Origin of the sequence: Sulfitobacter alexandrii (assembly GCF_001886735.1) — a bacterium.
Lineage (GTDB): Bacteria > Pseudomonadota > Alphaproteobacteria > Rhodobacterales > Rhodobacteraceae > Sulfitobacter > Sulfitobacter alexandrii.
The window spans coordinates 2,943,148-2,966,898 of record NZ_CP018076.1; the positions used below are offsets into that span (position 1 = coordinate 2,943,148).

Below are 23,751 nucleotides of genomic sequence, written 5' to 3' on the forward strand. Positions count from 1 at the left end.
CGAGGCGCGGTGCGCCCGGCAACACTCAGCCCCGGGCAGGACGGATGATCTCGACTTCGACGAATTCCACGGTGGCGTCCGACCGGTTCTGAACGTCATGTTCGACGCCGACGGTCCGCGCGTAGGGCTCTCCCGCTGTCAGGCTTGACACGACCTCGGTTCCGTCGGGCTGCACGATCGTCAACTCGCCCGAGATCGTCGGCATGACCACATAGTCCTTTTCATGCCGGTGCCAGCCGGTGGCGGTGCCCGGCGGGAAGGTCCAGCGCGTGACGACGCAGAACGCGTTCTCGATCTCAACCTTCGCGATTGCCTGCTCCATGCCGATCTCCTTTGATCCCGCGCGTCAGCCGGTGTGGCTGACGGTCCGGGATCAGAATGAAGGGGCCCGCCCCGATGCTCAAGCCCCCGATCAGAAACGGTTCACCGGCATCTTGAGATAGGACCGACCGTCGTTTTCGGCTTCGGGCAACTGGCCGGCGCGCAGGTTGATCTGCAATGCGGCAAGCATGCGGTCCGGCAGCGACAAGGTGGCATCGCGATCCTCGCGCGTGCGGATGAAATCGGCCTTCGAGGTGCCGTCGCGCACGTGCTTGTTCTCGGCCTTGTGTTGGGCCACCGTTGCCTCCCATGCGGGCTCCTTGCGCTCATCGGTCCCGTAGTCGTGCCCGATGAACAGACGCGTGTCGCGGGGCAACGACAGGATCGCCTGGATCGACTGCCACAAATCCTCGGCCGAGCCGCCGGGGAAATCGGCACGGCTGCTGCCCGCGTCGGGCATCATCAACGTGTCGTGGACAAAGGCCGCGTCGCCGCAGTGATAGGTCACGGATCCAAGGGTATGACCGGGCGACAACATGACCTTCACGTCCATATTGCCGATGCGAAAGACGTCCCCGTCGGCAAAGAGATGGTCGAAATCGCGGGCCGCGTCAAAGGCATCGGGCGTGTTGTAGATGTCGCGCCAGAGGCCGGCGATCTCGGTCACCTTTTCCCCGATGCCGTTTTCGACCCCCAACATCTTCCGCAGGTGCGTGGAGGCCATGAGGTGGTCGGCATGCGGATGCGTATCGAGGATGCGCGTCACCTTTAGGGCGTTCTCTTCCGCGAGGGCCAGCACCTGATCCATGCTGCGGGTATCGGTGGCGAAGCTCTTGGGATCGAAGTTCCAGACCACGTCGATCAGCGCGGCCTCGCGGGTTTCGGGACAGGCGCAGATATACTGCACCGACCCGGTGTCGGGCTCGTAGATGCCCCAGACATCCGGGCTTTGCGCCCCGGTCGATGGGGATTTGCGGACAACGGGTTCATTCAGCTTGGTCATGTTCAGGCCCTCCGAAGGCGTTGGGTGATCATTTCATGCGGCGACCGGCAAAGATGCCGATCAACATCGCGGGTACGAAGACAAGCGTGCCGGGGGCCGCCATGGGCAGGGCCGTCCACGCCGGGCCGGGGCAGAAACCGCCGATCCCCCAGCCGATACCGAACAGCGCGGCGCCGGTCAGCAGCGGCGCGTCGATGTGGGTGGCCGAGGGCACGTCGAATTCCGCCATCAGCGCCGGGCTGTGCCGCCGCCATGACATTCGATAGCCGACAAAGGCGGTGACCGACGCGCCCCCCATCACGAAGGCGAGGCTGGGATCCCAGGCGCCGAATACGTCGAGGAAGTTGAGTACCTTTGCCGGATTGGCCATGCCCGACAGCAGCAGGCCGATGCCAAAGACGAGGCCCGACAGGAAACCGAAGATGATCCGCATCAGGCCGCTCCTCCGATCACGTGACGCAGGACGAAGACGGTCAGCGCCGCGAAGGCCATGAATACCACGACTGCCACGAGGGAACGCCCCGAGAGCCGCGCCAGACCGCAGACCCCGTGCCCCGAGGTACAGCCCGATCCCAGCGCCGTGCCTGCACCGACCAGCAGGCCCGCGACGGCCATTTCAGGCAGGCGCGCGCTGACGGTCTGGGCGGGGAAACCGCCGCTTGCCAGCCACCACAGCAGGGGCGCGGCAACCAGCCCGGCAATGAAGGCGATGCGCCAGTCGCGGTCCGACGCCGTGGCGGCGCCGGCGGTGATGCCCACGATCCCGGCGATACGCCCGAAAAGGGCCATGACCATCACGGCCGAAAGACCGATCAGAACGCCGCCGCCCAGCGCGGACCAGGGCGTGAATTCGGTAGGGGTAACTGGCAACATCGTGTCGCTCCTTCAGGTCGGGGCGCAGGCACGGGCCTGCGACGGTGTTTCGGGAATAATGTCGTTGATCGCGTCATGCTGGGACAAGTAGACCCGCCCGGTCAGGTCGGCCAACAGGGCGGACCGCTTCAGCCGGTCCATGACCGGGCCCTTGACCTCCGACAGGTGCAGTTTCACGTCCATCTCGGCCAGCCTGCCGTTGATCGCCTCGAGCGATTCCAACGCGCTCAGGTCGACCTCGTTCACCGCCGCGCACTGCAAGATCACGTGACGGACCGCCTTGTCGCGTGCCACGCGGGCAAGGATCAGGTCTTCGAGGAACCGGGCATTCGCAAAGTAGAGGCTTTCGTCGATCCGCAGGGTGACGACGCGCGGATCCGTCTGCACCGCATGCCGGTGGATATTGCGGAAATGTTCGGTTCCCGGCACGCGGCCCACCTCTGCCACATGCGGGCGCGACGTCTTGAAGAGATAGAGCAGGATCGACAACGCCACGCCCCCCGACACCCCGAATTCGACGCCGAACGTCAGCGTCAGCAGCATGGTTGCGGCGACCGCGGCGAAATCGGCCTTGGAATAGGCCCAACTGCGGTAGAGCACGCCAAGGTCGACAAGGCCAAGCACCGCGACGATGATCGTTGCGGCCAGCGTGGCCTTTGGCAGGAAATGGATGAGCGGCGTCAGCGCAAGGGCCGCGATCGCCAACCCCAGCGCGGTGAAGGCCCCTGCCGCAGGTGTGCGCGCGCCCGCGTCGAAATTCACCACCGACCGGGAGAAGCCACCGGTGACCGGCAGGCCGCCGGTAAATCCCGCGCCGATGTTGGCCGCGCCGAGGCCGATCAGTTCCTGATCGGGATCGACCCGTTCCCGCCGTTTGGCCCCGAGCGTCTGCGCAACGGAAATCGACTCGACGAAACCGATGACCGAGATCAGCAGCGCGGGCAGCAGCAATTGGCTGACGAGGTCCGGATCGACATCGGGCAGCGTCAGCGGCGGCAGGCTTTGCGGCACGTCACCCACGATGGCCACGCCCCGGCTCGACAGGTCCAGGGCCCAGACGGCCAGGGTCGTGGCCGCCACGGCGGCGACGGGCCCCGCCTTGGTCAGGGTTTCCGCAAGGCGCGGACCAAGCCCGACCTTCACCAGGAGCGGCCCGAGCCCACGGCGCGCCCAGAACAGGAACGAGACCGCCGCGACCCCGATGGACAGGGTGATGGGGTTCGTGTCGGGCAGACCGTGCCAGACCGTTTCCGCCAGTTCGATCAGCGTGTCGCCGCCGCCCCCGATTCCCATGAGGTGGCCGAGTTGGCCCAGGGCGATGAGAATGGCGGAGGCGGTGATGAAACCGGCGATCACCGGATGCGACAGGAAGTTCGCGAGGAACCCGAGCCGCATCAGGCCCATCGCCACCAATATCGCGCCGGACAGCGCCGCCAGCGTCAGCGCGGCGGCGGCATAGCCCATCGTCCCCTGCTCTGCCACATGCCCCAGGGCTGCCGCCGTCATCAACGACACGACGGCGACCGGCCCGACCGCCAGCGTCCGGCTGGTGCCGAAAACCGCGTAAAGCAGGATCGGGACGATGGAGGCATAAAGCCCGGCCTCCGGCGGCAACCCGGCCAGAAGGGCATAGGCCAGCGACTGCGGGATCAGCATGATCGTCACGATCGCAGCCGCGACAAGGTCGTTGGAAAGGGTCGCGCGGTCGTATCGGCGGCCCCAGTCGAGGATCGGAAGGTATCGACGCATGGACATGAGGCGCCTCAGGCGGGCCGGGCTGCCGGGCTGCGGCGCGCAGGCCACGTTAGGTCATGCAAGAAGATGTCGGCAGAGGCAGGCATTGGGGTCTCCGATCGGCGCTGTATCCGCGGTCTAGCCGTGCCGCCCGCGCCGGTCAGTGACTTTGTCACCAAGCGGCGGGCATCAGCCCCCCGTTGACCCTAGGTCAGCGAGAAGTCCCGGCTCCACCAGCGTGATCGTGCCACGGGACTGCGCGATCCAGCCGCGGCGCTGGAATTCCTGCAGCTGGCGCGAGATGACTTCCCGCGCCGTGCCGAGTTCGACCGAAAGCTGCTGATGGGTCACCATCACCGAAGATGCGCCGGCGGCCAGTTCGCCCAGCTTGTGCGCCAACCGGACATCGATCCGGCCGAACGCGACCTCCTCAATGATGAGGAACAGGTCGGTCATCCGTTTGGAGAATGCCGAGAACACGAAGGTGCGGAATGGCTCGGAACTGGCCACGAGGTCGTCGAACACACGGCGGGGCAGCGCGGCCGCCTCGACATCGGTTTCAGCGATGCCTTCCGCCGAATAATCGTCGAAAGCCAGCAGGCAGGCCGTGGTCAGGACGCAGCTTTCCCCGGCGAGAATGCGGTAGAGGACGATCTCGCGCCCGCTTTCGGCGGTCTGCTGCACCCGCACCGACCCGTCCAGCAGGAACAGCATGTTCTCCGGCGAATTCCCCGGCCCGAACAGGATCGTTCCCCGTGGCATCCTGCGCAGGATGCTGTTGTCCAGCAGGTGCTGCCGGATCGGCTCTTCCAGCCGCGAAAGGCCGGGAAACCGGTCGATCCACGGGCGGCTCATGCCGCGCCCCTCGCCAGGGCGGCACGATCGCATCCAGAATTTCCAAAGGAGGGGCTGTCGGTCGTTTTCATCACTTCGGGTCCATGGGGCGAAAGAGCCACCTATTCCGGCCCGCCCTTCCTTTCGGCCTGCAGCGCACCGGTCGCCAGAACCGGCGAAGCGTCGAGCCCCCGGGCGTCGAACATGTCGGCCACACGTTCAAGCGACGCGACAAGCTGGGCCTGTTCCCAGTCGGCGAGTTCGGCGAACTTGCGCGCGTACCGCTGTTGCAGGGCGTCGGGTGCCTCTTCGAGGGTGCGACGCCCCCTTTCGGTCAGAACGATGTTGCTTTGACGGCGGTCCCTTTCTGACGCGTGCCTTTGCGCCATGCCCCGCGCGACCAGCTTGTCCACCAGCGACGTCACCGTGGCCTGACTGACGCCCATTTGCGTCGCCAGCGCCTTGGGTGTCGGATCGACCCTTTCTTCGACGATCTGAAGCACACGCAACTGCGCCGGGGTCACACCCGCCGCCTGCGCGAGATCGCGGCCGTAGATCTCCGTCGCGCGCAAAATCCGGCGCAGGGCAATCAGGCTTTCGTCGATCCGATTATGAAGATTTTGCGTCATTCGCCATTAATGCACGAGAAAGAAGGTTCCATCAAACCTGAAATTTTTCGGAAGTTAAGCTAATTTGTTGCCCAAGCGCAACATTGGTCATTAGAAAGACGAAACAAACCCCCGATCTTCAAAGGCTTCAAAGCGCGCTCATAGCGGCATTTGAAGTATTTTACTTTAACTGTTGAAGCAACACCCGACTCGAACTACTTAGTTAGCCGAACCAAAGATGAGGGCACAGAAATGCAGAACGAAACAGAAGCACGCAAAGACATCGCAGTAACCCTGCGCAAGCCTGAAGCGGACGATGGCGCGGCCATCTGGGAGCTGGTGCGTGACTGCAAGCCACTGGACGAGAACTCGATCTACGCCAACGTGATCCAGGCCGACCACTTCCGCGACACTTGCGTGCTCGCCGAAGTCGACGGTGAGATCATTGGCTGGATTTCCGGCCACATGATCCCGAACGAAGACGCGTTCTTTGTCTGGCAGGTGGCCGTCAGCCCCAAGGCGCGTGGTTTGGGCCTTGGCAAGAAGATGCTGAACGAACTCATCAACCGCGACGAAACCGAGGACGCGACAGAGCTCAAGACGACCATCACCAAAGACAACGATGCGTCCTGGGGCCTGTTCCGCAGCTTTGCCCGCCAGATCGGCGGCACGCTGGACGACGAACCTCATTTCGAACGTGACACCCATTTCGGCGGCGCACAGGCCACCGAACACCTGGTAACGATCAGCCTGCCTGATCCGGCCGCGCTCAAACGCGCCGCCTGACATCCCCGCACATTCACGAGACTCCCCAACCTGAAAAAGGGAAAGGATATCCTATGCCCAAAGACATGACACAAGAGACCACCATCTTCACCCGCCGCGAGAGCGAGGCACGTTCCTACTGCCGCGGCATGGACAACATGTTCGTCAAGGCGCAGGGCGCCGAGATGTTCGACCAGAACGGGAAACGCTACATCGATTTCCTCGCGGGTTGCTCGTCACTGAACTACGGCCACAATGATCCGGACATGAAATCCGCCTTGGTGGACCATATTACCAACGACGGGATCGCCCACGGTCTCGACTTTCACAGCGATGCCAAGGCCGCGTTCCTCAAGGCGTACGAAGATCACATCCTGACGCCGCGCGGCATGGACTACAAGATCATGATGACCGGCCCCACCGGCACCAACGCCGTCGAAGCCGCCATCAAGCTGGCGCGCAAGGTCACCGGACGCCGCAACGTGATCTCGTTCACGAACGGTTTCCATGGCATGACCATGGGCGCGCTGTCCCTGACCGGCAACACCGACAAGCGCGGCGGTGCCGGCAGCGGTACGCTGGGCGACGTGACCCATATGCCTTTCGAGGGATCGCTTGGCGAAAACGTCGACACGCTGGAGCTGATCGAGGCGATGCTGTCGAACCCGTCCTCCGGTATCGACGCGCCTGCGGCCTTCATCTTCGAGCCGATCCAGGGCGAAGGCGGTCTGAACGCAGCATCCGATGCGTGGATGCAGGGCGTGGAGAAGATCGCCCGCAAGCACGGCGCACTGCTGATCGTGGACGACATCCAGGCCGGCTGCGGCCGCTCCGGCAGCTTCTTCTCGTTCGAGGCATCGGGGATCAAGCCCGACATGATCACGCAGGCCAAATCGCTGTCCGGCTTCGGCCTGCCCTTCGCCGCACTGCTGATCCGGCCCGATCACGACATCTGGAAGCCGGCGGAGCACAACGGCACCTTCCGCGGCAACACCCATGCGTTCGTCACCGCGCGGATCGCGATCGAGAAATTCTGGTCGGACAAGACCTTTGAAAAGGAAATCGCGAGCAAGTCGGTGATGCTGACGACCGCGCTTCAGGAAGTGGCCGACCTCGTTCCCGGCGCCAGCCTCAAGGGACGCGGCATGATGCAGGGCGTCGACGTCGGGTCGGGCGATCTGGCCGGTGCGATCTGCGCACGCGCCTACGAGCACGGCCTGGTGATCGAGACTTCGGGCGCCAACGACGAGGTCATCAAGTTCCTCGCCCCGCTCACGATCTCGTCCGAGCTGATGCGCGAAGGGTTCGACATTCTGATCAGCGCGACCAAAGAGGTCGTCGAAAGCCACAAGATTGCAGCGGAGTAACACACCATGATTGTACGCGATTTCAACGAACTGAAGAAAACCGACCGTCACGTCGCGGACGCCAACTGGACATCCACGCGGATGCTTCTGGCGGACGATGGCATGGGCTTTTCGTTCCACATCACCGTTCTCCAAGCGGGATCGGAGCACACGTTCCACTACAAGCACCACTTCGAGAGCGTGTACTGCATGAAGGGAAAGGGATCGATCACGGACATCGCGACCGGCGAGACCCACGAGATCAAGCCCGGCGTGATGTACGCGCTCAACCTGAACGACAAGCACATCCTGCGGGCCGAGGAAGAACTGCACATGGCGTGCTGCTTCAACCCGCCGGTCACCGGTAACGAGGTGCACCGCGAGGATGGATCCTATGCCCCGGCAGAGGAGGTAGCAGAACCCTCATGACCCAGAAGACCCACACAGTCGAAAAAATCGGCGGGACGTCCATGTCCCGCGTCAACCAGCTGCGTGACACCCTTTTCATCGGTGATCGCAAGGGCGCCGACCTGTATGGCCGCATCTTCGTGGTTTCCGCCTTTGGCGGGATCACGGACCTGCTGCTGGAACATAAGAAATCCGGCAATCCGGGCGTCTACGCGCATTTCGCGAACTCCGACACCGGGCACGGCTGGCATGACGCGCTGAGCGACGTGGAAAGCAAGATGCAAGAGGTCCACAAGGAGGTGCTGGAGCACCCCGGCGACGTGGAACTGGCCGATGCCTTCGTCACCGAGCGGATTCACGGCGCGCGCAACTGCCTGATCGACCTGCAAAGGCTCTGCGCCTACGGCCATTTCCGCCTGTCCGAGCACATGCTGCAGATCCGCGAACTGTTGTCCGGTCTGGGTGAATCCCATTCCGCCTACGTGACGACGCTGCTGCTTCAGCGTGCCGGCGTGAACGCCCGTTTCGTCGACCTGTCGGGCTGGCGCGATGACGGCGATGTCACGCTGGAACAGCGCATCAACAGCGCCCTCGACGGGATCGACCCGAAAACCGAAATGCCGATTGTGACCGGATACGCACAATGCGCCGAAGGGCTGATGCGCGAGTTCGACAGGGGATACTCCGAAGTCACCTTCTCGCGGCTGGCCGCCCTGAGCGGCGCGCGCGAGGCGTTGATCCACAAGGAATTCCACCTGTCGTCCTGCGATCCGAAGCTCGTCGGAGAAGACGCGGTCAAGAAGATCGGGCGCACCAACTACGACGTGGCGGACCAGCTTTCCAACATGGGGATGGAGGCGATCCACCCCAAGGCGGCCAAGACATTGCGTCAGGCGAACGTGCCGCTGCGCGTGACCAACGCGTTCGAGCCGGACGATCCGGGCACCCTGATCGATGACGAGAAGGCGACATCACCCGCCGTCGAGATCGTGACCGGCCTCGATATCGTGACGCTCGAAGTGTTCGAGCAGGACATGGTCGGGGTAAAAGGCTATGACAGCAAGATCCTGGACGTGCTGCAGCGACACAACGTGCGCATCGTGTCCAAGGTGTCGAATGCCAACACGATCACCCATTACCTCGACACATCGCTCAAGACGATGCGCCGCGTGGAAAAGGACCTGGCAGAGGCGTTCCCCGCCGCCGAGGTCACGACACGCACGCTCGCGATGGCATCGGTCATCGGGCGCGACCTGAACGGCCTGTCCGTGCTGTCCAACGGCCTGCTGGCCATCGCCGAAGCGGGACATACCGCGATCGGCGCAACGCAGGGTCCGCGCAATGTCGACGTGCAGTTCATCGTGGAGCGTGACACGCTTCAGCCGGTGATCAAGGCATTGCACGCCGCCTTCATCGAGGCCGACAGCCGGGACATCGCCCGCGCCGCCTGACCGCGCCCCGCACACGGATGAACGACATCAGCCGCCCCCTGACGACCGGGGGCGGCTTTCTTGTTGCCGTATGGGCGGCAGGCCTGCGCAAGACCATTGATGCGCTGGGGGAAACTCTCTGTTTTCAAGGGTCGCGCACGTTGTACTTTCCACGATTGCCTCCGTATGATCATCGTCGGGTCATATTCAGGAGCTGCCACCGATGCCCCCCTTCACTGACGTCCGGACGCCGGGTATCGTCGACGAGATCCATGCATCCGGGATGGGGCACCTCAACGGGACCCATGGCGACGACACGCTGACCGCCTCGGTCGAGGAATTTGGCCAGATCCACATGCGCGGCGACATCGGGGACGACCTGTTCAACCTCGACCTGCGGAACAACCTTGGCCGGCACGGTCACCACGTCTATGGCGGCGAGGGCGCCGACACCTTCAACTTCACCAACGTGCACATGGTCGACGTCCCGATCGTGGGGCGGCTCAATGATTTCGAACCCACCCGCGACACGATCACGATCGAAGGCACGGCGATCGACCTCAACGCCCTGCCCGCGTCCGTCACCCTGCCCGACGGGAGCACCGTGACGGTGCGCATCGTGAGCTTCCGATCCTCCGGCGACCCCACGAGCGCCGAAGGACTGGGCCTTGGCCCGCAACAGTTCCTGCAGATCGGGGACAACATCTTCTACGCGCTGGACGGGTCGCGGAACGGCGGCTCGGAATTGCATTTCGTCAACGTTCCGGCGCCCGAAGACATCACCGAGGTCGCCTATCACAACGAGGTCAATTTCGTTCCCTTCACCCACTACGAGGGTCAGCACCTGCGCATCCGCAACGTGGTCCACAGCGACGACGGGTTCCACGGGTTCGAGACGCCGGAGTACATCCGCGGCAACGTGCAGGGGCAGGAAGCCGAAGGCAGCACCGCCGCGGACGAACTGATCCGCGCCAACGGCGGCGATGATGTCGTGGACGGGGCCACCGGCAATGACACCATCTTCGGCGGCACCGGGCGGGACTCCATCGCCGGGGGGCTCGACAACGACGTGCTCTATGGAGAGGACGGGGACGATCACCTCTGGGGCGGTGACGGCTCCGATCTGCTGCGGGCGGGAACCGGCAACGATTTCATGGACGGTGGCAGCGGCAATGACACCCTGGACGGCTGGGGCGGGTTCGACACGATCTTCGGCGGCGCGGGAGACGACTGGATCGACGGCGGCAACCATGCCGACCAGCTTCATGGTGGCACCGGCAACGATACCGTTTCGGGCGGCGCGGGGGTGGACAACCTCTGGGGTAACGCGGGCGCCGACAGGATGTTCGGCGGCGAAGAGGCGGACCGCCTGTTCGGCGGTGACGGCGACGATGCCCTTTTCGGGGACAGCGGGAACGACACGCTGGAAGGCGGCACGGGCGACGACCGGATCATGGGCGGCACCGGGTTCGACCGGATCCTCGGCGGCGCGGGTGACGACCTGCTGACCGGCAATTTCAATGCCGACTGCTTTGTCTTCGTCGATGGCGACGGCAACGACACGATCGAGGATTTCGAAGCGACCAATCCGTTCGAGACGATCGACCTCTCGGGCGTGACCGACGTCACGGATTTCGCCGATCTCCTTGCGAACCACATGGTGCAAGAGGACACGAACGTGGTCATCACCGCCGGCGACGGGCTTCGGATCACGCTCTGGTCGGTGGACCTGGCCGACCTCGACGCAGGCGATTTCATCTTCTAGCGAAAGCCGCCGGTGCCGGGCGTTTTCCCGGGATGCGCAAAGGATGCCTTCAACCCGGTCGCGGCGGTCGACCTTCGGGTGGCGCAGGCTAGCTATGCTGCAAGCCACCGCGCGGTGGCCGGATCGCACGTTTCCGAAGGAAGATTATGACCGGCGTGGAGAACAGCCTACCGGACCGGCAGCACAGGCGCGCCGCTTCGCTGCGGCGGCCCTAGCACATGCGGAGCATCGGTTTCGGAACGGAGCGGATTGGCCTGCTCGCGTTGCGGTTTCCCCGGCTCGCGACGGCGCTTGTTGCCGCGTTTCTCGTCCTCGTGGCCTTCAGCGTTCCGCATGTGCGCTTCGACGATGACATCAACCGGGCGTTCATGTCGGACAGCGCGCTCGCACAGGCACAGCGGACTTACGAGGCCGAACTCGGCACCCCCTCCTCGCAGGTCATCGCCCTGCTGCAGGGCGCGCGACCCTTTTCCCCCGACGACCTGTCGGGGCTGAGGGACATTTCGCTCGATCTCGAATTTGTCGAAGGGGTTACCGGGGTGGCGTCGCCCTTCGCCCTCCGCTTGCCGCCGGAGGAGGGCACGGCGCGGGGCACGCCGCTGTTCGGCCCGACGATCGGTCCGGACTACCCGGAAAGGCTGGCGCGGTTCGACGCGCTGGAAACCGGGCTGCCGACACTGATCAACCCGGACCGGACCGCGCTGCTGATGGTGATCGACGTCGCCTCCGGCCGGCAGCCGCTGGCCGAAACTCTGGCCGCCCTGCGCGAGACCTTTGCCGGTGGTCTGCCCGAGGACACCCGCCTGACCCTGACCGGAGAGGACGCGATCAGCGCCGAGATCGTGGGCGGCCTCAAGACCGATCTGGTTTCGCTGAACCTCTGGGGCGGGCTGCTGGTCGTTCTCGCGGCACTGGTGCTGATGCGCGATCCGCGGATGGCGCTGCTTGCGGTCGTGCCTGCGCTGTGCAGCGCGGCCGCCGTCCTGGCGTTGTCGGTCTGGCTGGGCTATCCGGTCACCGTCCTCAGCAACGTCGTGCCGCTGCTGCTGCTGGTGCTGGGCGTCGCCGACGGCGTGCACCTCGCAGGCCACCTCAAGACCTCCGGCCAAGACGTCGAAGACACGATCCGGAACATCGGCCCGGCCTGCGCCCTGACCGGGCTGACCACGGCGGCGGCATTTGCCGGCATCATGGTAACCGGCAACGACCAACTGTTCGAATTCGCCGTCCTGGGCGCGACCGGCGCCCTGATGTGCCTTTCCCTGACCCTCGTGATCTTTGCCCTGCTCGGGCGCGTCCTGCCGCCGGGCACGGGAACCCCGGCAGCGGCGACGGGGCGCGTTGCCCTGACGCTTTGCGCGGCGGCGGCGCGGCGTCCGCTGGCGGTCACTCTCGCCGCGCTGGCCCTGCTGGTCGTCTCGACAGGGGCGTACCTGCAGAACACGCCGTGGTTCCCGCTGTACCAGAACCTGCCAAGGCAAAGTGCGACGCTGGCGGCGAACGACGCCATCGCGAAAGACTTCGGCGGCGTGTTCCAGATGGTCGTCGAGGTCCCGGACGACTGGGAAACGCTGCTGCGGGCCGACCGGGCGCTGTCCGCCGTCGCCGGTCCGCAGGCCGTGCTGTCGCAGGCCGACGTGGCGCGGTGGGCCGGATCGGTCGACGCGCCGCCCGATGCACAGCTGCTCGGCAGCCTGCCCGCCGGGACCTTGGGGCGCCTTGAAACGGCCGATGGCGGATACCGCCTTTTCGTCTCCACGCCGGAACCGATGCGAAACCGGCAGAGCCTTGCACGGTTCGATGCGCTCGAGGCGGCGGCGTTTTCGGCCGGTGCGGCGCGGGTCATCGGCCTTCCCGCGCTCATGCGGCACGAGGCCGTCCACCTGATCTCGCAACTCTCCCTCGGGCTGCTGCTCGCGGCGGTGGGCGGCACGCTGATCGTGGCGCTGGCGTTCCGGTCCCCGAGAATCTTCGCCCTGCTGCTTGTGCCCAATCTCCTGCCGCTGATGGTGACGGGGGGATCGCTGATGATCTGGGCCGGGGGGCAGCTTACGCCCACCGCGGTGCTTGCCCTGACCATCGCGTTCGGCATCGCGATCGACGATTCCGTGCATTTCCTGAACCGGTATCGCGAGGCTCGAAGGACGGGCAAAAGCTCGGCGGAAGCGGTCGAGACTGCCGCCCGGTCCGCCGGGCAAGTCATGGTGATGACGACGGTCCTGTTGACCGCGGGCCTTGGCGTGACCGCAATTTCGGACTTCTTTCCGATCCGGCTGTTCGGCGGGATGATGATCCTGACGCTCTGGACCGCGCTGTTGTGCGACCTACTGTTATTGCCTGCCCTCCTCCTCCTGCGAAAGGCCGACCATCATGGTGCCCGTTAAGACGCTGACCGCAATCGTCCTTGCCGTTCTTGCGACCGCCGCCGCCGCCGATCCACTGGCCGACATGGCCGGGGCTTGGCAGGGGTCTGGCTGGGCCCGGCAGACCCCGCAGGGTCCACAGGAAACCGTCCGCTGCCGGATCGAGAACCGCTACGACGAGGACGCCGGGGAGTTGTCGATCAACGGAAGATGCGCCGTGCCCGGGCGGCAGCTGACCCTTGCGGGGCGCTTGTCGAGCCGCGACGGTTCCGACCGCGTCTCGGGGCGGTGGTTCAATCCGGACGGCATCGGCAGCGTCCCGGTCACCGGACGGACGACGGATCACGGCCTGCGCATGACTTTCAGCGCAAGCGATCCCGATACGGGCGCCGACATTTCACAGGCGGCCACGTGGGAGCTGACGGGGGATGGTCTGACGCTGCGCTCCGTTCACACCGGGCAGCCCGAAGTGGGCATGGCCGACCTGACCTTCTCGCGCTAGGACCGCCAGCGCAGCAGGCGTCGCTCCACCTGCCCGATGATCGCGCTGATCGTGACCCCCAGCAGAGACAGGATCACCACGCCGGCGAACAGCCGCTCAAGGTCATACAGCGATCCCGCTTCGAGGATGTAGGCGCCGATCCCGTATTCCGCGCCCAGCATCTCGGCGGCGACAAGCAGGATGATGGCGATGGCGAGCGAGATGCGCAGCCCCGAAAGGATGCCGGGCATGGCGCCGGGCAGAACGATCTTGCGCACGATCGACAGCCAGCTGAGGCCAAAGCTCTGCCCCATGCGGATCAGCGACCGATCGACATTGTCCACCGCACCGTAGGTGGCAACCACGGTGGGGGTGAAGGTTCCGAAAGCGATCAGCGCGTATTTCGACGCCTCATCGATGCCGAACCAGATCACGAAAAGCGGCAGCAACGCGATCTTGGGAATAGGGAAAAGCGCCGCGACCAGCGGCACCAGCCCCGCCCGGACGTAGGAGAACAGGCCGATCATCACGCCGACCGCGATGCCGACACCGGCGCCGATCGCCGCCCCCACCGCAAGGCGGCCCAGCGAGGGCAGCAGATGCTTGAACAGCATGCCGGATTGCCAGAGCTCACCGAAGGTCGCCAGCACGTCGGAAGGACGCGGCAGCGTCAGCGCGGAGATCCATCCCTGCCGCGTACCGACCTCGATCAGCAGGATCAGCACGACGAACACGGCGGCCCCGACACCGCGACGGGCCGACGGGGCGAAACCGCCGCCGCGAAACCGGACTTCGGTGGCGGGGGCGTTCAACTGCGCATCAGACATCCAGCAATTCCTCGTCCGCCGCGCGGGCTTCCTCGCGCATGAGGTCCCACAGGTGTTTCTGTGTCCGTTCGAGGTCCGCATCGGCAAAGCCGCGTTCGGACAGTGGCTTGTCGATCTCGACCACCTCGCGGATCTGGCCGGGCCGGCGCGACAGAACGACGATGCGGTGCCCCAGCCGCACCGCTTCGGCCAGGTTGTGCGTGACGTAGACCGATGTGAAGGGCTGGCGCGTCCACAGCGCGATGAGGTCGTCCATCAGCAGTTCGCGGGTCTGGCTGTCGAGCGCCGACAGGGGCTCGTCCATCAGCATCACGGCGGGGTCGACCGCCAGCGCCCGCGCGATGGCCACGCGCTGCTTCATGCCGCCCGACAACTGGCGCGGCAAGGCATCCGCGAAATCGCTCAGGCGGGTGCGCGCCAGCACGTCGGCGATGATCGCATCGGCCCGGTGCCCGCGGATACCGTGATCTTCCAGCACCAGAGACACGTTGCCGCGCACGCTGCGCCATGGCAGCAGGGCGAAGTCCTGGAACACGTAGGTCAGCGGGTTTAGACACCCTTCGGGCGGCGCACCCAGTTGCAGGACACGGCCCGCTACGGGCCGTTCCAGCCCCCCGATCAGCCGCAGCAGCGTGGACTTGCCGCAGCCGGACGGCCCGACAAGACAGACGATGCGCCCGCTGGGAATCTCCAGCGAGATGTCGCGCAACACCTCCGTGTCGCCATAGCTATGGCTGATCGCGTCCAGTCGGATGTCCATGCGCAACTGTCCCGGTAGTCACTGGCCCGGCGGCACTGAAATGCCGCCGGGCATTGCAGCCTCAGGCCTCGTAGGTCTCGACGTAGCTGGTGTCCACCAGGGTGTCCATGCCGATACCGCCATCGACCAATCCTTCGGACTGGAACCATTCGAGCTGGTCGCGGATCGAGGCGAGGTTCAGCTTCGCGCCTTCGTTCAGGCGCATGGTGCCGTTGATGATCGACGTCGACGCCTTTTCCAGCGGCTGGTCGGTATAGACGTACTTGTGGATCAGCTCCACCATCCGGTCCACACCCTCCTGCCCTTCGGCGTTCTCGATCATGGTGCTGTTGTAGTCGCTCACGCCCTTGCCGAAGCCCTCAAGGAAGGCGGCGGTCTGGTCGCGCTGGTTTTCCGCATTGTCGGTCGAGGTGAAGACCGTGGTGACCTGATAGTTCGGCAGATAGTCCGAGATGTTGCCGATGATGTGCACCGCACCGGACCCGGCAAGGGGCTTCGCGATATGCGGCACGATCGACCATGCGTCGATCTGGCCCGACTTCAGCGCGCCGATGATGGCACCCACCTTCTGCAGCGGGGTGAAGGACAACTCGATCCCCTCGGCCTCGGCCACCTTGGACCCCATGTAGTGGAACGACGACCCGGCGGTGGACATGCCGAATTTCTTGCCGTCCATGTCGGCCGGAGATGTCATGCCCGCCTGGAATGCGGCGTCGGAGGCCAGGATCTTCTGCCCGTCGATCCCCGGCTCTTCGCTCAGCCCGCCGCCGATCACCTTGATCGCGCCCTTGTCCGCCAGCGAGATCAGACCGCCCGAGATCGCGGTCACGGCGTAGTCGACGTCACCCGAGGCGATGGCCACCGCCATCGGTTGCGCGGCCTGGAAAAAACGCAGTTCCACGTCCAGCCCGGCGTCGGCGAAATAGTTGCGCTCCACGGCGATGAAGCTGGCGGCATGCGAGGTGAAGCGCAGCGCGCCCACGACGATCTTCTTGTTCTGCGCAATGGCCGGTGCGGCGAGCCCGGTGGCCGTGGCGGCCCCCAGCATCCCCAAGGTCTGGCGCCTGTTGAAGTTGACCATGATGTCCTCCCGATCTGATCTGTCTGCGAATGTCCGGGCATCATTGTCGGTCCGGGGCCCCTTTTGCAAGGTTGCCAGCGCCCCCTGCCCGCTGCGCACATGCCAGCCTTGCGCTTGTGTTCGCCGCGCCGCGGGTTGTAAACGGGGTGCGGATGCCTAATTTCCGGGGACCGCCGCGCCGCGGCCCCGCCGCCTTGGCAGAGTCGAAACCCTTACGCCTGTCAGGTGTCGCCTTGATCGCATTTTCTTCGCCCCCTTTCCGTTCCGGCTTTGCACCATGACCCGCGTGCTGGTCACGGGCACCGCCGGTTTCATCGGCTTCCACCTCGCCCGGAGCCTGCTTGCGGCTGGGTTCGAGGTGCAGGGCTACGACGCGCTGACCGATTACTATGACGTGACGCTGAAGGAAAAGCGCCACGAAATGCTGCTGGAGAACCCGGCGTTCTCGGCCACCGTTGGCAAGCTGGAGGACGCGGACCTGTTGTGGTCCGTGGCAGAGAAGTTCCAGCCCGAGATCATCGTGCACCTCGCCGGTCAGGCCGGCGTCCGCTATTCGCTGGAAAACCCGCGCGCCTATCTCGACAGCAACGTGATCGGCACCTTCAACGTGATGGAGGCGGCCCGCAAGCTGAAGGTCGGGCACCTGCTGATGGCCTCGACATCTTCGGTCTACGGTGCCAACGAAGAAATGCCTTTCGCCGAGATGGACCGGACCGAGACACAGCTGACCATCTATGCCGCGACCAAGAAGGCGAACGAGAACATGGGCCACGCCTACGCCCACCTTCACGATCTGCCGACGACGATGTTCCGGTTCTTCACGGTCTACGGCACATGGGGGCGGCCCGATCTGGCGTTGTTCAAGTTCGTGGATGCCATTCTCGACGGCCGGCCCATCGACATCTACAACCACGGCGACATGTTCCGCGACTTCACTTTCGTGGACGATCTGGTGCGCGGCATCATGCTGCTGATGGACGCGGTGCCGCGGCGCCCGGCCAGCAAGGACGACATTCCCGACTGGGACAGCCTGTCACCGGTGGCGCCTTTCCGGGTGGTGAACATCGGCAATTCCCAGAAGGTGCGCCTGCTGGACTTCATCGACGCGATCGAGGCCGAACTGGGGATCGAGGCGAAGCGCAACTACATGCCCATGCAGACCGGCGACGTGCCCGCAACCTGGGCCAACGCGGACCTTCTGCGCAACCTCACCGGCTACCAGCCGCACACCGACGTGCGCGACGGCATCGCGCAGTTCGTGGCCTGGTTCCGCGATTACTACGGCAGATAGGGCGCCACGATGGCCACAGCAACCGAAAAGATCGCGATCATCGGACTGGGCTACGTCGGGCTGCCGCTTGCGGTGGCATTCGGCCGCCAGCGCCCCGTGGTCGGTTTCGATATCAGCGCCGACCGGATCGCCGACCTGCGGGCGGGCCGCGACCGGACGCGCGAAACCTCGGCCGAGGAACTGTCCGAAGCGCGCCACCTGAGCTTTGCCGACGATCCCGCGCGGATCGCGGATTGCACCATGTACATCGTGACCGTCCCCACCCCCATCGACGCCCACAAGCGTCCCGATCTGGGCCCGCTGCGCGGTGCGGCGGATACCGTCAGCCGGGTGCTGAAACCCGGCGACCTCGTGATCTTTGAAAGCACGGTCTATCCCGGAGCGACCGAGGAAGACTGCGTGCCGATCCTCGAACGCGGCTCCGGCCTGCGCTTCAACGTGGATTTCTTCTGCGGCTACAGCCCCGAGCGGATCAATCCCGGCGACAAGCTGCACCGGCTGCCCGACATCCGCAAGGTGACCGCCGGGTCGACCCCGGAAGCGGCGGAGCGGGTCGACGCGCTCTATGCGCAGATCATCACCGCCGGGACCTACAAGGCTGAAAGCATCCGCGTGGCCGAAGCCGCCAAGGTGATCGAGAACACCCAGCGCGACCTGAACATCGCGCTGATGAACGAGCTTGCCATCATCTTTGGCCGCATGGGGCTGGACACGGACGCGGTGCTACGCGCGGCGGGAACCAAGTGGAACTTCCTGCCCTTCAAGCCCGGTCTGGTCGGCGGCCACTGCATCGGTGTCGATCCCTATTACCTCACCCACAAGGCCGAACAGCTGGGCTACGATCCGCAGATCATCCTCGCCGGGCGGCGGCTGAACGACGGGATGGGCGCCTACATGGCCGGGCAGCTGGTCAAGGCCATGATCAAGCGCGACATCGCCATCGGCGGGGCGCGGGTGCTGGTGCTGGGCCTGACGTTCAAGGAAAACTGCCCCGATCTGCGCAACACGCGCGTGATCGATCTGATCCGCGAACTCGAAGACTACGGCGCCGAGGTGGACGTGCACGACCCGTGGGTCGACCCGGCGGAGGCGCGGCGCGAATTCGGGCTCGACATGGTCGCGACCCCGGCCCATGGCAGCTACGACGCGGTTGTGCTGGCGGTGGCCCATACCGAATTCGCCACGCAAGGCCCCGCCGCCCTGCGCGCCTACGGGAAAAGCGCGCAGGTTTTCTACGATATCAAGAGCGTCTTCGGACCCGGCGACAGCGACCTCAGGGTCTGACAGCCCGTTCGACCGGCCCGCGCCGTGGGCGGCGCTCCGGGCTCGGGATCCCGTGCGCGTCCCGGCAGACGGGCATGTGCCCGTCCAAATCCGCGCGCCATCCCCCGGCACATTCTGCGATCTCGATGCGCTTATTTCACTTTTCTTAATCTGCACTCTGGAGTCATGAGGATAGCGCCAGAATTGGCATGACATGCATTGACGCAGCGTTCGCTTCGGATGCACATATAAACAGAGACAACTGGCAGGCATCGCCGGGGCGCTCGCTGACCGGTCGACCGGACGCCGGCTTTCCCGAAGATGCCGATTTTCGAAATCTGCAATCAGGAACTCCCATGGGCCGTACCTATCTCAAGAAAGCGACGCTGACCGCGAAATCCGACGCACCGGAAGTGCACGAGACCGTCAGGACGATCCTGGCCGAGATCGAGGCAGGCGGCGATGCCAAGGCCATGGAATACGCGGCCAAGTTCGACCGCTACGAAGGCAACGTCCTGTTGACCGCGGAAGAGATCGAAGCGGCCTGCGCGCTGGTCCCGGAAAAGCTGAAAGCGGACATTCGCTTTGCCCATGACAACGTGAAGCGTTTCGCGGAGAAGCAGAAAAGCACCGTTTCGGACATGGAGATCGAGATCGTGCCGGGGCTGGTCGCGGGTCAGCGGGCGATCCCGGTGGATGCGGCGGGCTGCTACGTGCCGGGCGGACGCTACAGCCATATTGCCAGCGCCATCATGACGGTGACCACCGCCAAGGTCGCGGGCTGCCGTCACATCACGGCCTGCTCGCCGCCGCGGCCCGGCGTCGGCGTGGCCCCGGCCATCGTCTATGCGGCCCATATCGGCGGCGCCGATCAGATCATGGCGATGGGCGGTGTGCAGGGTGTCGCCGCGATGACCTTCGGCCTGTTCGGCCTGCCGCGTGCCAACATCCTCGTCGGGCCGGGCAACCAGTTCGTGGCTGAGGCCAAGCGGATCCTCTTCGGCCGTGTCGGCATCGACATGATCGCCGGGCCCACCGACAGCCTGATCCTCGCCGATGCGCAGGCGGATCCGGTCGTCGTCGCCACCGATCTCGTCAGCCAGGCGGAGCATGGCTACAACTCGCCGGTCTGGCTGGTGACGGACGATCGCGCGCTGGCGGAAAAGGTCATGGAACTGGTGCCGGGTCTCATCGACGATCTGCCGGAGGTGAACCGGGACAACGCCTTTGCCGCCTGGCGCGACTACGCCGAGGTCATCCTGTGCTCCAACCGCGAAGAGATGGCGGCCTGCTCCGACGCATATGCGCCGGAACACCTTACCGTTCAGGCCGAGGATCTGGACTGGTGGCTCGAACGGCTGACCTGCTACGGGTCGCTGTTCCTGGGCGAGGAAACCACCGTCTCCTACGGCGACAAGGCGACGGGCACGAACCACGTGCTGCCGACCTCGGGCGCCGCAAGCTACACGGGCGGACTTTCGGTCCACAAGTACATGAAGATCGTGACGTGGCAGCGGTCGACGCGCGAAGGATCCAGGCCGGTGGCGCTGGCGACCGCGCGCATTTCGAGGCTCGAGGGCATGGAAGGGCATGCCCGCGCGGCGGACGTGCGGCTGGCCAAGTATTTCCCGGGCGAGAATTTCGACCTGACGCCCCATGGCTGACCCACGCGCCCTGTTCGACCTCTCGGGTCGTGTCGCGCTGGTCACCGGCGCCAGCAGCGGCCTGGGCCGGCAGGCGGCGCTTACCCTCGCGGCGGCGGGGGCCCGTGTGGTTGGCGTGGCGCGGCGGCCCGATGCGCTGGCGGCGCTGAAGGACGAAATCGGCGCGCAGGCCGCGGTCGCGGTGGCGGACCTCTCCGACCGGGACGCGCTGCCGGGCCTTGCCGAAACGGTCAGTGCGCTGTTCGGGCCGCCTGATATCGTCGTCCATGCGGCAGGCGTGAATACCCGGCAGCCGGCGGACGAGGTGACCGGCGCGGGCTGGGACCGGACACTGGCGCTGAACCTCGGCACGCCCTTCTTCCTGTCGCAGGCGCTGGTTCCGGCGATGAAAAGCCGGGGCTGGGGCCGGATCGTCAACTTCGCCTCCTTGCAGACCACCCGCGCCTTTCCGGGCGGCATCGCCTACGGCGCCAGCAAGGGCGGGGTCGGCCAGCTCACCCGCGCGATGGCCGAAGCATGGTCCCCCCACGGCATTACCGCGAACGCGATCGGACCGGGCTTCTTTCCGACCGAACTGACCCGGGCGGTCTTTGAAGATCAGGACCGTGCCGCGCGCAATGCCGCCCAGACCTGCATCGGGCGGAATGGCCGGATGGCGGACCTCGACGGGCCGTTGCTGTTCCTCTGTTCGGAGGCGTCGGCCTATGTGACCGGTCAGGTGCTGATGGTCGACGGGGGGTTCACCGCGAAATGAAGGCTTTGGTCTACGAAGCGCTGGAAAACCTCGCCCTGCGGGACGTGCCCGACCCAAGGCCGGCCGAGAACGAACTTCTGGTGCGCGTCGAAGCTGTCGGGATCTGCGGGTCGGACATGCATGCCTACCTCGGACATGACGCGCGTCGCCCCCCGCCCCTGATCCTCGGGCACGAGGCGGCGGGTATCGTCGTCGGCGGCGCGCAGGAGGGGCGCCGCGTCACGATCAATCCGCTGGTCACCTGTGGCGACTGTGCCGCCTGCCTGTGCGGACGGGAAAACCTCTGCCCCGCGCGGCAGATCATCTCGATGCCGCCGCGTGCGGGGGCCTTTGCCCAATACGTGGCCATGCCCGAGCGGAACCTGGTAACGGTGCCGGATGAGATACCGCTGGTCATGGCCGCCCTTGCGGAACCGCTTGCCGTCGGCTGGCACGCCGCGCGGCTGGCGCTGGAGGCCCTGCATTCGTCCAGGCAGGGCCGTGCGCTGGTGATCGGCGGCGGCGCGATCGGCCTTGGCGTGGCACTTGCGCTCAAAGCCATGGGCGTGCCGGATGTCACGATCGCGGAGCCGAACGCGGCCCGCAGGGCCACCCTTGCCGCCCGCTGTGGCCAGACCGTGACGGAGCGTGCGATCGGCGCGTTCCCCCTCGTCGTCGATGCGGTGGGATACGCCGCGACCCGTGCGGAAGCCTCGGCGGTCGCCGAACCGGGCGGCGTCATCGTGCACGTCGGTCTGGGCGAGGATACGGGCGGGCTCGATGTCCGGCGCATCACCCTGCAGGAGATCAGCTTCATCGGCACCTACACCTATACCGCCAGGGATTTCCGAGACACCGCCCAGGCCATCTTCGACGGTCGCTTCGGTCCGCTGGACTGGGCCGAGACGCGCCCGCTTGCGGCCGGGCCATGCGCCTTTCGCGCCCTGCGAGCGGGCGAGGTCGCCGCGCCAAAGATCGTGCTGCTGCCATGGGCCTGACCGACCACGCATCGACGCCGGTGCCGAACGTCGCCGCTCCCCCGCACCGCGTGGCGCCCGCCACGCCGCTCAATCGAAACCCTCAACCCCGGATCGCGCGCCCCGGCGCGCCCATCGAAAGGCAAGACAACCGATGAACATCGACAAGAAGATCGCGGATGATCTTGTCGCGAACGACATTTCCTTCGTGACGACCGTGCCCTGCAAGCAACTGGCCGGCGTGATCGAGGAGATCGACGCCCGCGACGATATCTTCCACATTCCCGCCAACAAGGAAGACGAGGGCATGGGGCTCTGTGCCGGTGCGTTCATGGGGGGCAAGCGGCCCGCCATCATCATGCAGAACACCGCAATCGGCGTGACCATCAACACGCTGGCCACGCTGATCCAGTACTACCGGATGCCGTTGCCGATGATCATCTCCTACCGCGGGGAACTGCGCGAACCCGTGGCCTGCCAGGTCGAAATGGCGGTGCACACAAAGGCGCTGCTGGCGCAGCTCAACATCCCGACCTACCACTTCCACTGGCAGAAAGACGTGGAAGAGCTCGACAACATCCTGAAATACACATTCATGTGCAACAAACCCGTGGCGATCCTGACCGACGCCAACTTCTGGGGAGGCTATGGCGACCAATGATCCGTTCCGAAATCCTGAAAGACATCGCCCCGATCATCCGTGACCATCTGGTGGTCTGCAACATCGGCATTCCCAGCCAGGAACTGCACGCGATCGACGACCAGCCGACCAATTTCTACATGCTGGGGACCATGGGGCTGGCGTCCTCCATCGGGCTCGGGCTGGCACTGGCGCAGCCCAAGCCGGTAATTGCCATCGACGGCGACGGGTCCGTGCTGACGAACCTCGGCACGCTGCCGACCATCGCCAACAACGTCGCCGACAACTTCATCCTGATGATCATCGACAACGGCTCTTACGGATCTACCGGTGACCAGCCGACCTATGCGGGCAAGAAGACCAGGCTCGAGAAAGTGGCCGAGGCCTGCGGCTGCGAAAACGTGGTGACGTGCCGGGCCGAAGATACCGGCAAGGAACTGCGCCGTGCACTGGAGGGCGGGAAGATGACAGTGCTCGTGGTGAAATGCGAAAGCGGCAATGCCAAGAACCCGGTCATCACGATGGACCCGGTCGTGATCCGCGACCGCTTCATGAAGGCCGTGCAAGCCTGATCGCAGATGGTG

The 23,751-nt window shown here is 65.3% G+C and carries 24 protein-coding genes; 14 read left to right on the top strand and 10 right to left on the bottom strand.

All coding sequences use genetic code 11. The features are described 5' to 3' along the window. Positions 1-25 precede the first annotated feature (25 nt). From BOO69_RS14425 to BOO69_RS14455, 7 genes are all read right to left on the bottom strand, one after another. Positions 26-322, bottom strand: a complete 297-nt coding sequence (locus BOO69_RS14425) for a cupin domain-containing protein (protein WP_071972808.1) — start codon at positions 320-322, stop codon at positions 26-28. Positions 323-412: 90 nt separating this feature from the next. After that, on the bottom strand, positions 413-1,324 hold the full coding sequence (locus tag BOO69_RS14430; RefSeq protein ID WP_071972809.1) for an MBL fold metallo-hydrolase: 912 nt from the start codon (positions 1,322-1,324) through the stop codon (positions 413-415). Between the two features lie 28 nt (positions 1,325-1,352). Next, the gene (locus BOO69_RS14435; RefSeq protein ID WP_071972810.1) at positions 1,353-1,757 is read right to left on the bottom strand and encodes a DUF6691 family protein; all 405 of its coding nucleotides are present in this window, start codon (positions 1,755-1,757) and stop codon (positions 1,353-1,355) included. Next, on the bottom strand, positions 1,757-2,197 hold the full coding sequence (locus BOO69_RS14440; protein ID WP_071972811.1) for a YeeE/YedE family protein: 441 nt from the start codon (positions 2,195-2,197) through the stop codon (positions 1,757-1,759). The genes BOO69_RS14435 and BOO69_RS14440 overlap by 1 nt, the downstream gene beginning before the upstream one ends. Before the next feature lie 12 nt (positions 2,198-2,209). Then, positions 2,210-3,952 carry a SulP family inorganic anion transporter gene (locus BOO69_RS14445; RefSeq protein ID WP_071972812.1) on the bottom strand — a complete coding sequence of 581 codons (1,743 nt, stop codon included), beginning with the start codon at positions 3,950-3,952 and terminating at the stop codon, positions 2,210-2,212. Positions 3,953-4,120: 168 nt separating this feature from the next. After that, complete coding sequence (locus BOO69_RS14450) at positions 4,121-4,786, bottom strand: Crp/Fnr family transcriptional regulator (RefSeq protein ID WP_071972813.1); 666 nt, start codon at positions 4,784-4,786, stop codon at positions 4,121-4,123. 101 nt (positions 4,787-4,887) lie between these two features. Next, positions 4,888-5,394, bottom strand: a complete 507-nt coding sequence (locus BOO69_RS14455) for a MarR family winged helix-turn-helix transcriptional regulator (RefSeq protein ID WP_071972814.1) — start codon at positions 5,392-5,394, stop codon at positions 4,888-4,890. A gap of 231 nt (positions 5,395-5,625) precedes the next feature. Between BOO69_RS14455 and ectA the strand changes: the two genes are divergently transcribed. From ectA to BOO69_RS14490, 7 genes are all read left to right on the top strand, one after another. Next, entirely contained in the window at positions 5,626-6,159 is a 534-nt protein-coding gene (gene ectA / locus BOO69_RS14460) for a diaminobutyrate acetyltransferase (RefSeq protein WP_071972815.1), read from the top strand. A gap of 53 nt (positions 6,160-6,212) precedes the next feature. Further along, positions 6,213-7,505, top strand: coding sequence for a diaminobutyrate--2-oxoglutarate transaminase (gene ectB / locus BOO69_RS14465; RefSeq protein ID WP_071972816.1), 1,293 nt, complete (start codon positions 6,213-6,215; stop codon positions 7,503-7,505). A 6-nt stretch (positions 7,506-7,511) separates the two neighbouring features. Further along, positions 7,512-7,913 carry an ectoine synthase gene (locus tag BOO69_RS14470; RefSeq protein ID WP_071972817.1) on the top strand — a complete coding sequence of 134 codons (402 nt, stop codon included), beginning with the start codon at positions 7,512-7,514 and terminating at the stop codon, positions 7,911-7,913. Continuing rightward, positions 7,910-9,343 carry an aspartate kinase gene (locus tag BOO69_RS14475; RefSeq protein WP_071972818.1) on the top strand — a complete coding sequence of 478 codons (1,434 nt, stop codon included), beginning with the start codon at positions 7,910-7,912 and terminating at the stop codon, positions 9,341-9,343. Before BOO69_RS14470 ends, BOO69_RS14475 begins: the two co-directional genes overlap by 4 nt. Positions 9,344-9,545: 202 nt before the next feature. Further along, a complete protein-coding gene (locus BOO69_RS23095; RefSeq protein ID WP_071972819.1) occupies positions 9,546-11,087 on the top strand; it encodes a calcium-binding protein in 1,542 nt (513 codons plus the stop codon). A 218-nt stretch (positions 11,088-11,305) separates the two neighbouring features. Then, the gene (locus BOO69_RS14485) at positions 11,306-13,471 is read left to right on the top strand and encodes an efflux RND transporter permease subunit (protein WP_083545538.1); all 2,166 of its coding nucleotides are present in this window, start codon (positions 11,306-11,308) and stop codon (positions 13,469-13,471) included. Further along, a complete protein-coding gene (locus BOO69_RS14490) occupies positions 13,458-13,952 on the top strand; it encodes a hypothetical protein (protein WP_071972820.1) in 495 nt (164 codons plus the stop codon). Before BOO69_RS14485 ends, BOO69_RS14490 begins: the two co-directional genes overlap by 14 nt. Here BOO69_RS14490 and BOO69_RS14495 read toward each other — a convergent pair. The 3 genes from BOO69_RS14495 to BOO69_RS14505 form a co-directional block, all read right to left on the bottom strand. Then, positions 13,949-14,758 (bottom strand): ABC transporter permease, encoded by an 810-nt coding sequence (locus BOO69_RS14495; protein ID WP_071972821.1) that lies wholly within the window; start codon positions 14,756-14,758, stop codon positions 13,949-13,951. The two genes, BOO69_RS14490 and BOO69_RS14495, sit on opposite strands and share 4 nt — an antisense overlap. After that, complete coding sequence (locus BOO69_RS14500) at positions 14,751-15,518, bottom strand: ABC transporter ATP-binding protein (RefSeq protein ID WP_071972822.1); 768 nt, start codon at positions 15,516-15,518, stop codon at positions 14,751-14,753. The genes BOO69_RS14495 and BOO69_RS14500 overlap by 8 nt, the downstream gene beginning before the upstream one ends. 61 nt (positions 15,519-15,579) lie before the next feature. Next, positions 15,580-16,599, bottom strand: a complete 1,020-nt coding sequence (locus tag BOO69_RS14505) for an ABC transporter substrate-binding protein (protein WP_071973838.1) — start codon at positions 16,597-16,599, stop codon at positions 15,580-15,582. A gap of 277 nt (positions 16,600-16,876) precedes the next feature. On the opposite strand from BOO69_RS14505, the gene BOO69_RS14510 reads away from it, so the two are divergent. From BOO69_RS14510 to comE, 7 genes are all read left to right on the top strand, one after another. After that, positions 16,877-17,890 (top strand): NAD-dependent epimerase/dehydratase family protein, encoded by a 1,014-nt coding sequence (locus BOO69_RS14510; RefSeq protein ID WP_071972823.1) that lies wholly within the window; start codon positions 16,877-16,879, stop codon positions 17,888-17,890. Between the two features lie 9 nt (positions 17,891-17,899). Then, the gene (gene tviB, locus BOO69_RS14515; RefSeq protein ID WP_071972824.1) at positions 17,900-19,174 is read left to right on the top strand and encodes a Vi polysaccharide biosynthesis UDP-N-acetylglucosamine C-6 dehydrogenase TviB; all 1,275 of its coding nucleotides are present in this window, start codon (positions 17,900-17,902) and stop codon (positions 19,172-19,174) included. Positions 19,175-19,509: 335 nt separating this feature from the next. Further along, entirely contained in the window at positions 19,510-20,817 is a 1,308-nt protein-coding gene (hisD, locus tag BOO69_RS14520) for a histidinol dehydrogenase (protein ID WP_071972825.1), read from the top strand. Next, complete coding sequence (locus tag BOO69_RS14525; protein ID WP_071972826.1) at positions 20,810-21,571, top strand: SDR family NAD(P)-dependent oxidoreductase; 762 nt, start codon at positions 20,810-20,812, stop codon at positions 21,569-21,571. The genes hisD and BOO69_RS14525 overlap by 8 nt, the downstream gene beginning before the upstream one ends. Beyond that, the gene (locus tag BOO69_RS14530) at positions 21,568-22,548 is read left to right on the top strand and encodes a zinc-dependent alcohol dehydrogenase (protein ID WP_071972827.1); all 981 of its coding nucleotides are present in this window, start codon (positions 21,568-21,570) and stop codon (positions 22,546-22,548) included. The genes BOO69_RS14525 and BOO69_RS14530 overlap by 4 nt, the downstream gene beginning before the upstream one ends. A 133-nt stretch (positions 22,549-22,681) precedes the next feature. After that, the gene (gene comD, locus BOO69_RS14535; RefSeq protein WP_071972828.1) at positions 22,682-23,188 is read left to right on the top strand and encodes a sulfopyruvate decarboxylase subunit alpha; all 507 of its coding nucleotides are present in this window, start codon (positions 22,682-22,684) and stop codon (positions 23,186-23,188) included. After that, complete coding sequence (comE, locus tag BOO69_RS14540) at positions 23,185-23,739, top strand: sulfopyruvate decarboxylase subunit beta (protein WP_071972829.1); 555 nt, start codon at positions 23,185-23,187, stop codon at positions 23,737-23,739. The genes comD and comE overlap by 4 nt, the downstream gene beginning before the upstream one ends. The last annotated feature ends 12 nt before the right edge of the window (positions 23,740-23,751 follow it).

Excerpts from the sequence above, each read along its gene's own strand:
- BOO69_RS14510 (WP_071972823.1), top strand. The coding sequence starts at position 16,877 with ATGACCCGCGTGCTGGTCACGGGCACCGCCGGTTTCATCGGCTTCCAC.
- BOO69_RS14500 (WP_071972822.1), bottom strand. The coding sequence starts at position 15,518 with ATGGACATCCGACTGGACGCGATCAGCCATAGCTATGGCGACACGGAG.
- tviB (WP_071972824.1), top strand. The coding sequence starts at position 17,900 with ATGGCCACAGCAACCGAAAAGATCGCGATCATCGGACTGGGCTACGTC.
- BOO69_RS14505 (WP_071973838.1), bottom strand. The coding sequence starts at position 16,599 with ATGGTCAACTTCAACAGGCGCCAGACCTTGGGGATGCTGGGGGCCGCC.
- BOO69_RS14475 (WP_071972818.1), top strand. The coding sequence starts at position 7,910 with ATGACCCAGAAGACCCACACAGTCGAAAAAATCGGCGGGACGTCCATG.
- hisD (WP_071972825.1), top strand. The coding sequence starts at position 19,510 with ATGGGCCGTACCTATCTCAAGAAAGCGACGCTGACCGCGAAATCCGAC.
- BOO69_RS14440 (WP_071972811.1), bottom strand. The coding sequence starts at position 2,197 with ATGTTGCCAGTTACCCCTACCGAATTCACGCCCTGGTCCGCGCTGGGC.
- ectA (WP_071972815.1), top strand. The coding sequence starts at position 5,626 with ATGCAGAACGAAACAGAAGCACGCAAAGACATCGCAGTAACCCTGCGC.
- ectB (WP_071972816.1), top strand. The coding sequence starts at position 6,213 with ATGCCCAAAGACATGACACAAGAGACCACCATCTTCACCCGCCGCGAG.
- BOO69_RS14445 (WP_071972812.1), bottom strand. The coding sequence starts at position 3,952 with ATGTCCATGCGTCGATACCTTCCGATCCTCGACTGGGGCCGCCGATAC.
- BOO69_RS14495 (WP_071972821.1), bottom strand. The coding sequence starts at position 14,758 with ATGTCTGATGCGCAGTTGAACGCCCCCGCCACCGAAGTCCGGTTTCGC.
- BOO69_RS23095 (WP_071972819.1), top strand. The coding sequence starts at position 9,546 with ATGCCCCCCTTCACTGACGTCCGGACGCCGGGTATCGTCGACGAGATC.
- BOO69_RS14525 (WP_071972826.1), top strand. The coding sequence starts at position 20,810 with ATGGCTGACCCACGCGCCCTGTTCGACCTCTCGGGTCGTGTCGCGCTG.
- BOO69_RS14450 (WP_071972813.1), bottom strand. The coding sequence starts at position 4,786 with ATGAGCCGCCCGTGGATCGACCGGTTTCCCGGCCTTTCGCGGCTGGAA.
- comE (WP_071972829.1), top strand. The coding sequence starts at position 23,185 with ATGATCCGTTCCGAAATCCTGAAAGACATCGCCCCGATCATCCGTGAC.
- BOO69_RS14455 (WP_071972814.1), bottom strand. The coding sequence starts at position 5,394 with ATGACGCAAAATCTTCATAATCGGATCGACGAAAGCCTGATTGCCCTG.
- BOO69_RS14530 (WP_071972827.1), top strand. The coding sequence starts at position 21,568 with ATGAAGGCTTTGGTCTACGAAGCGCTGGAAAACCTCGCCCTGCGGGAC.
- BOO69_RS14435 (WP_071972810.1), bottom strand. The coding sequence starts at position 1,757 with ATGCGGATCATCTTCGGTTTCCTGTCGGGCCTCGTCTTTGGCATCGGC.
- BOO69_RS14470 (WP_071972817.1), top strand. The coding sequence starts at position 7,512 with ATGATTGTACGCGATTTCAACGAACTGAAGAAAACCGACCGTCACGTC.
- BOO69_RS14425 (WP_071972808.1), bottom strand. The coding sequence starts at position 322 with ATGGAGCAGGCAATCGCGAAGGTTGAGATCGAGAACGCGTTCTGCGTC.
- BOO69_RS14485 (WP_083545538.1), top strand. The coding sequence starts at position 11,306 with ATGCGGAGCATCGGTTTCGGAACGGAGCGGATTGGCCTGCTCGCGTTG.
- BOO69_RS14430 (WP_071972809.1), bottom strand. The coding sequence starts at position 1,324 with ATGACCAAGCTGAATGAACCCGTTGTCCGCAAATCCCCATCGACCGGG.
- BOO69_RS14490 (WP_071972820.1), top strand. The coding sequence starts at position 13,458 with ATGGTGCCCGTTAAGACGCTGACCGCAATCGTCCTTGCCGTTCTTGCG.
- comD (WP_071972828.1), top strand. The coding sequence starts at position 22,682 with ATGAACATCGACAAGAAGATCGCGGATGATCTTGTCGCGAACGACATT.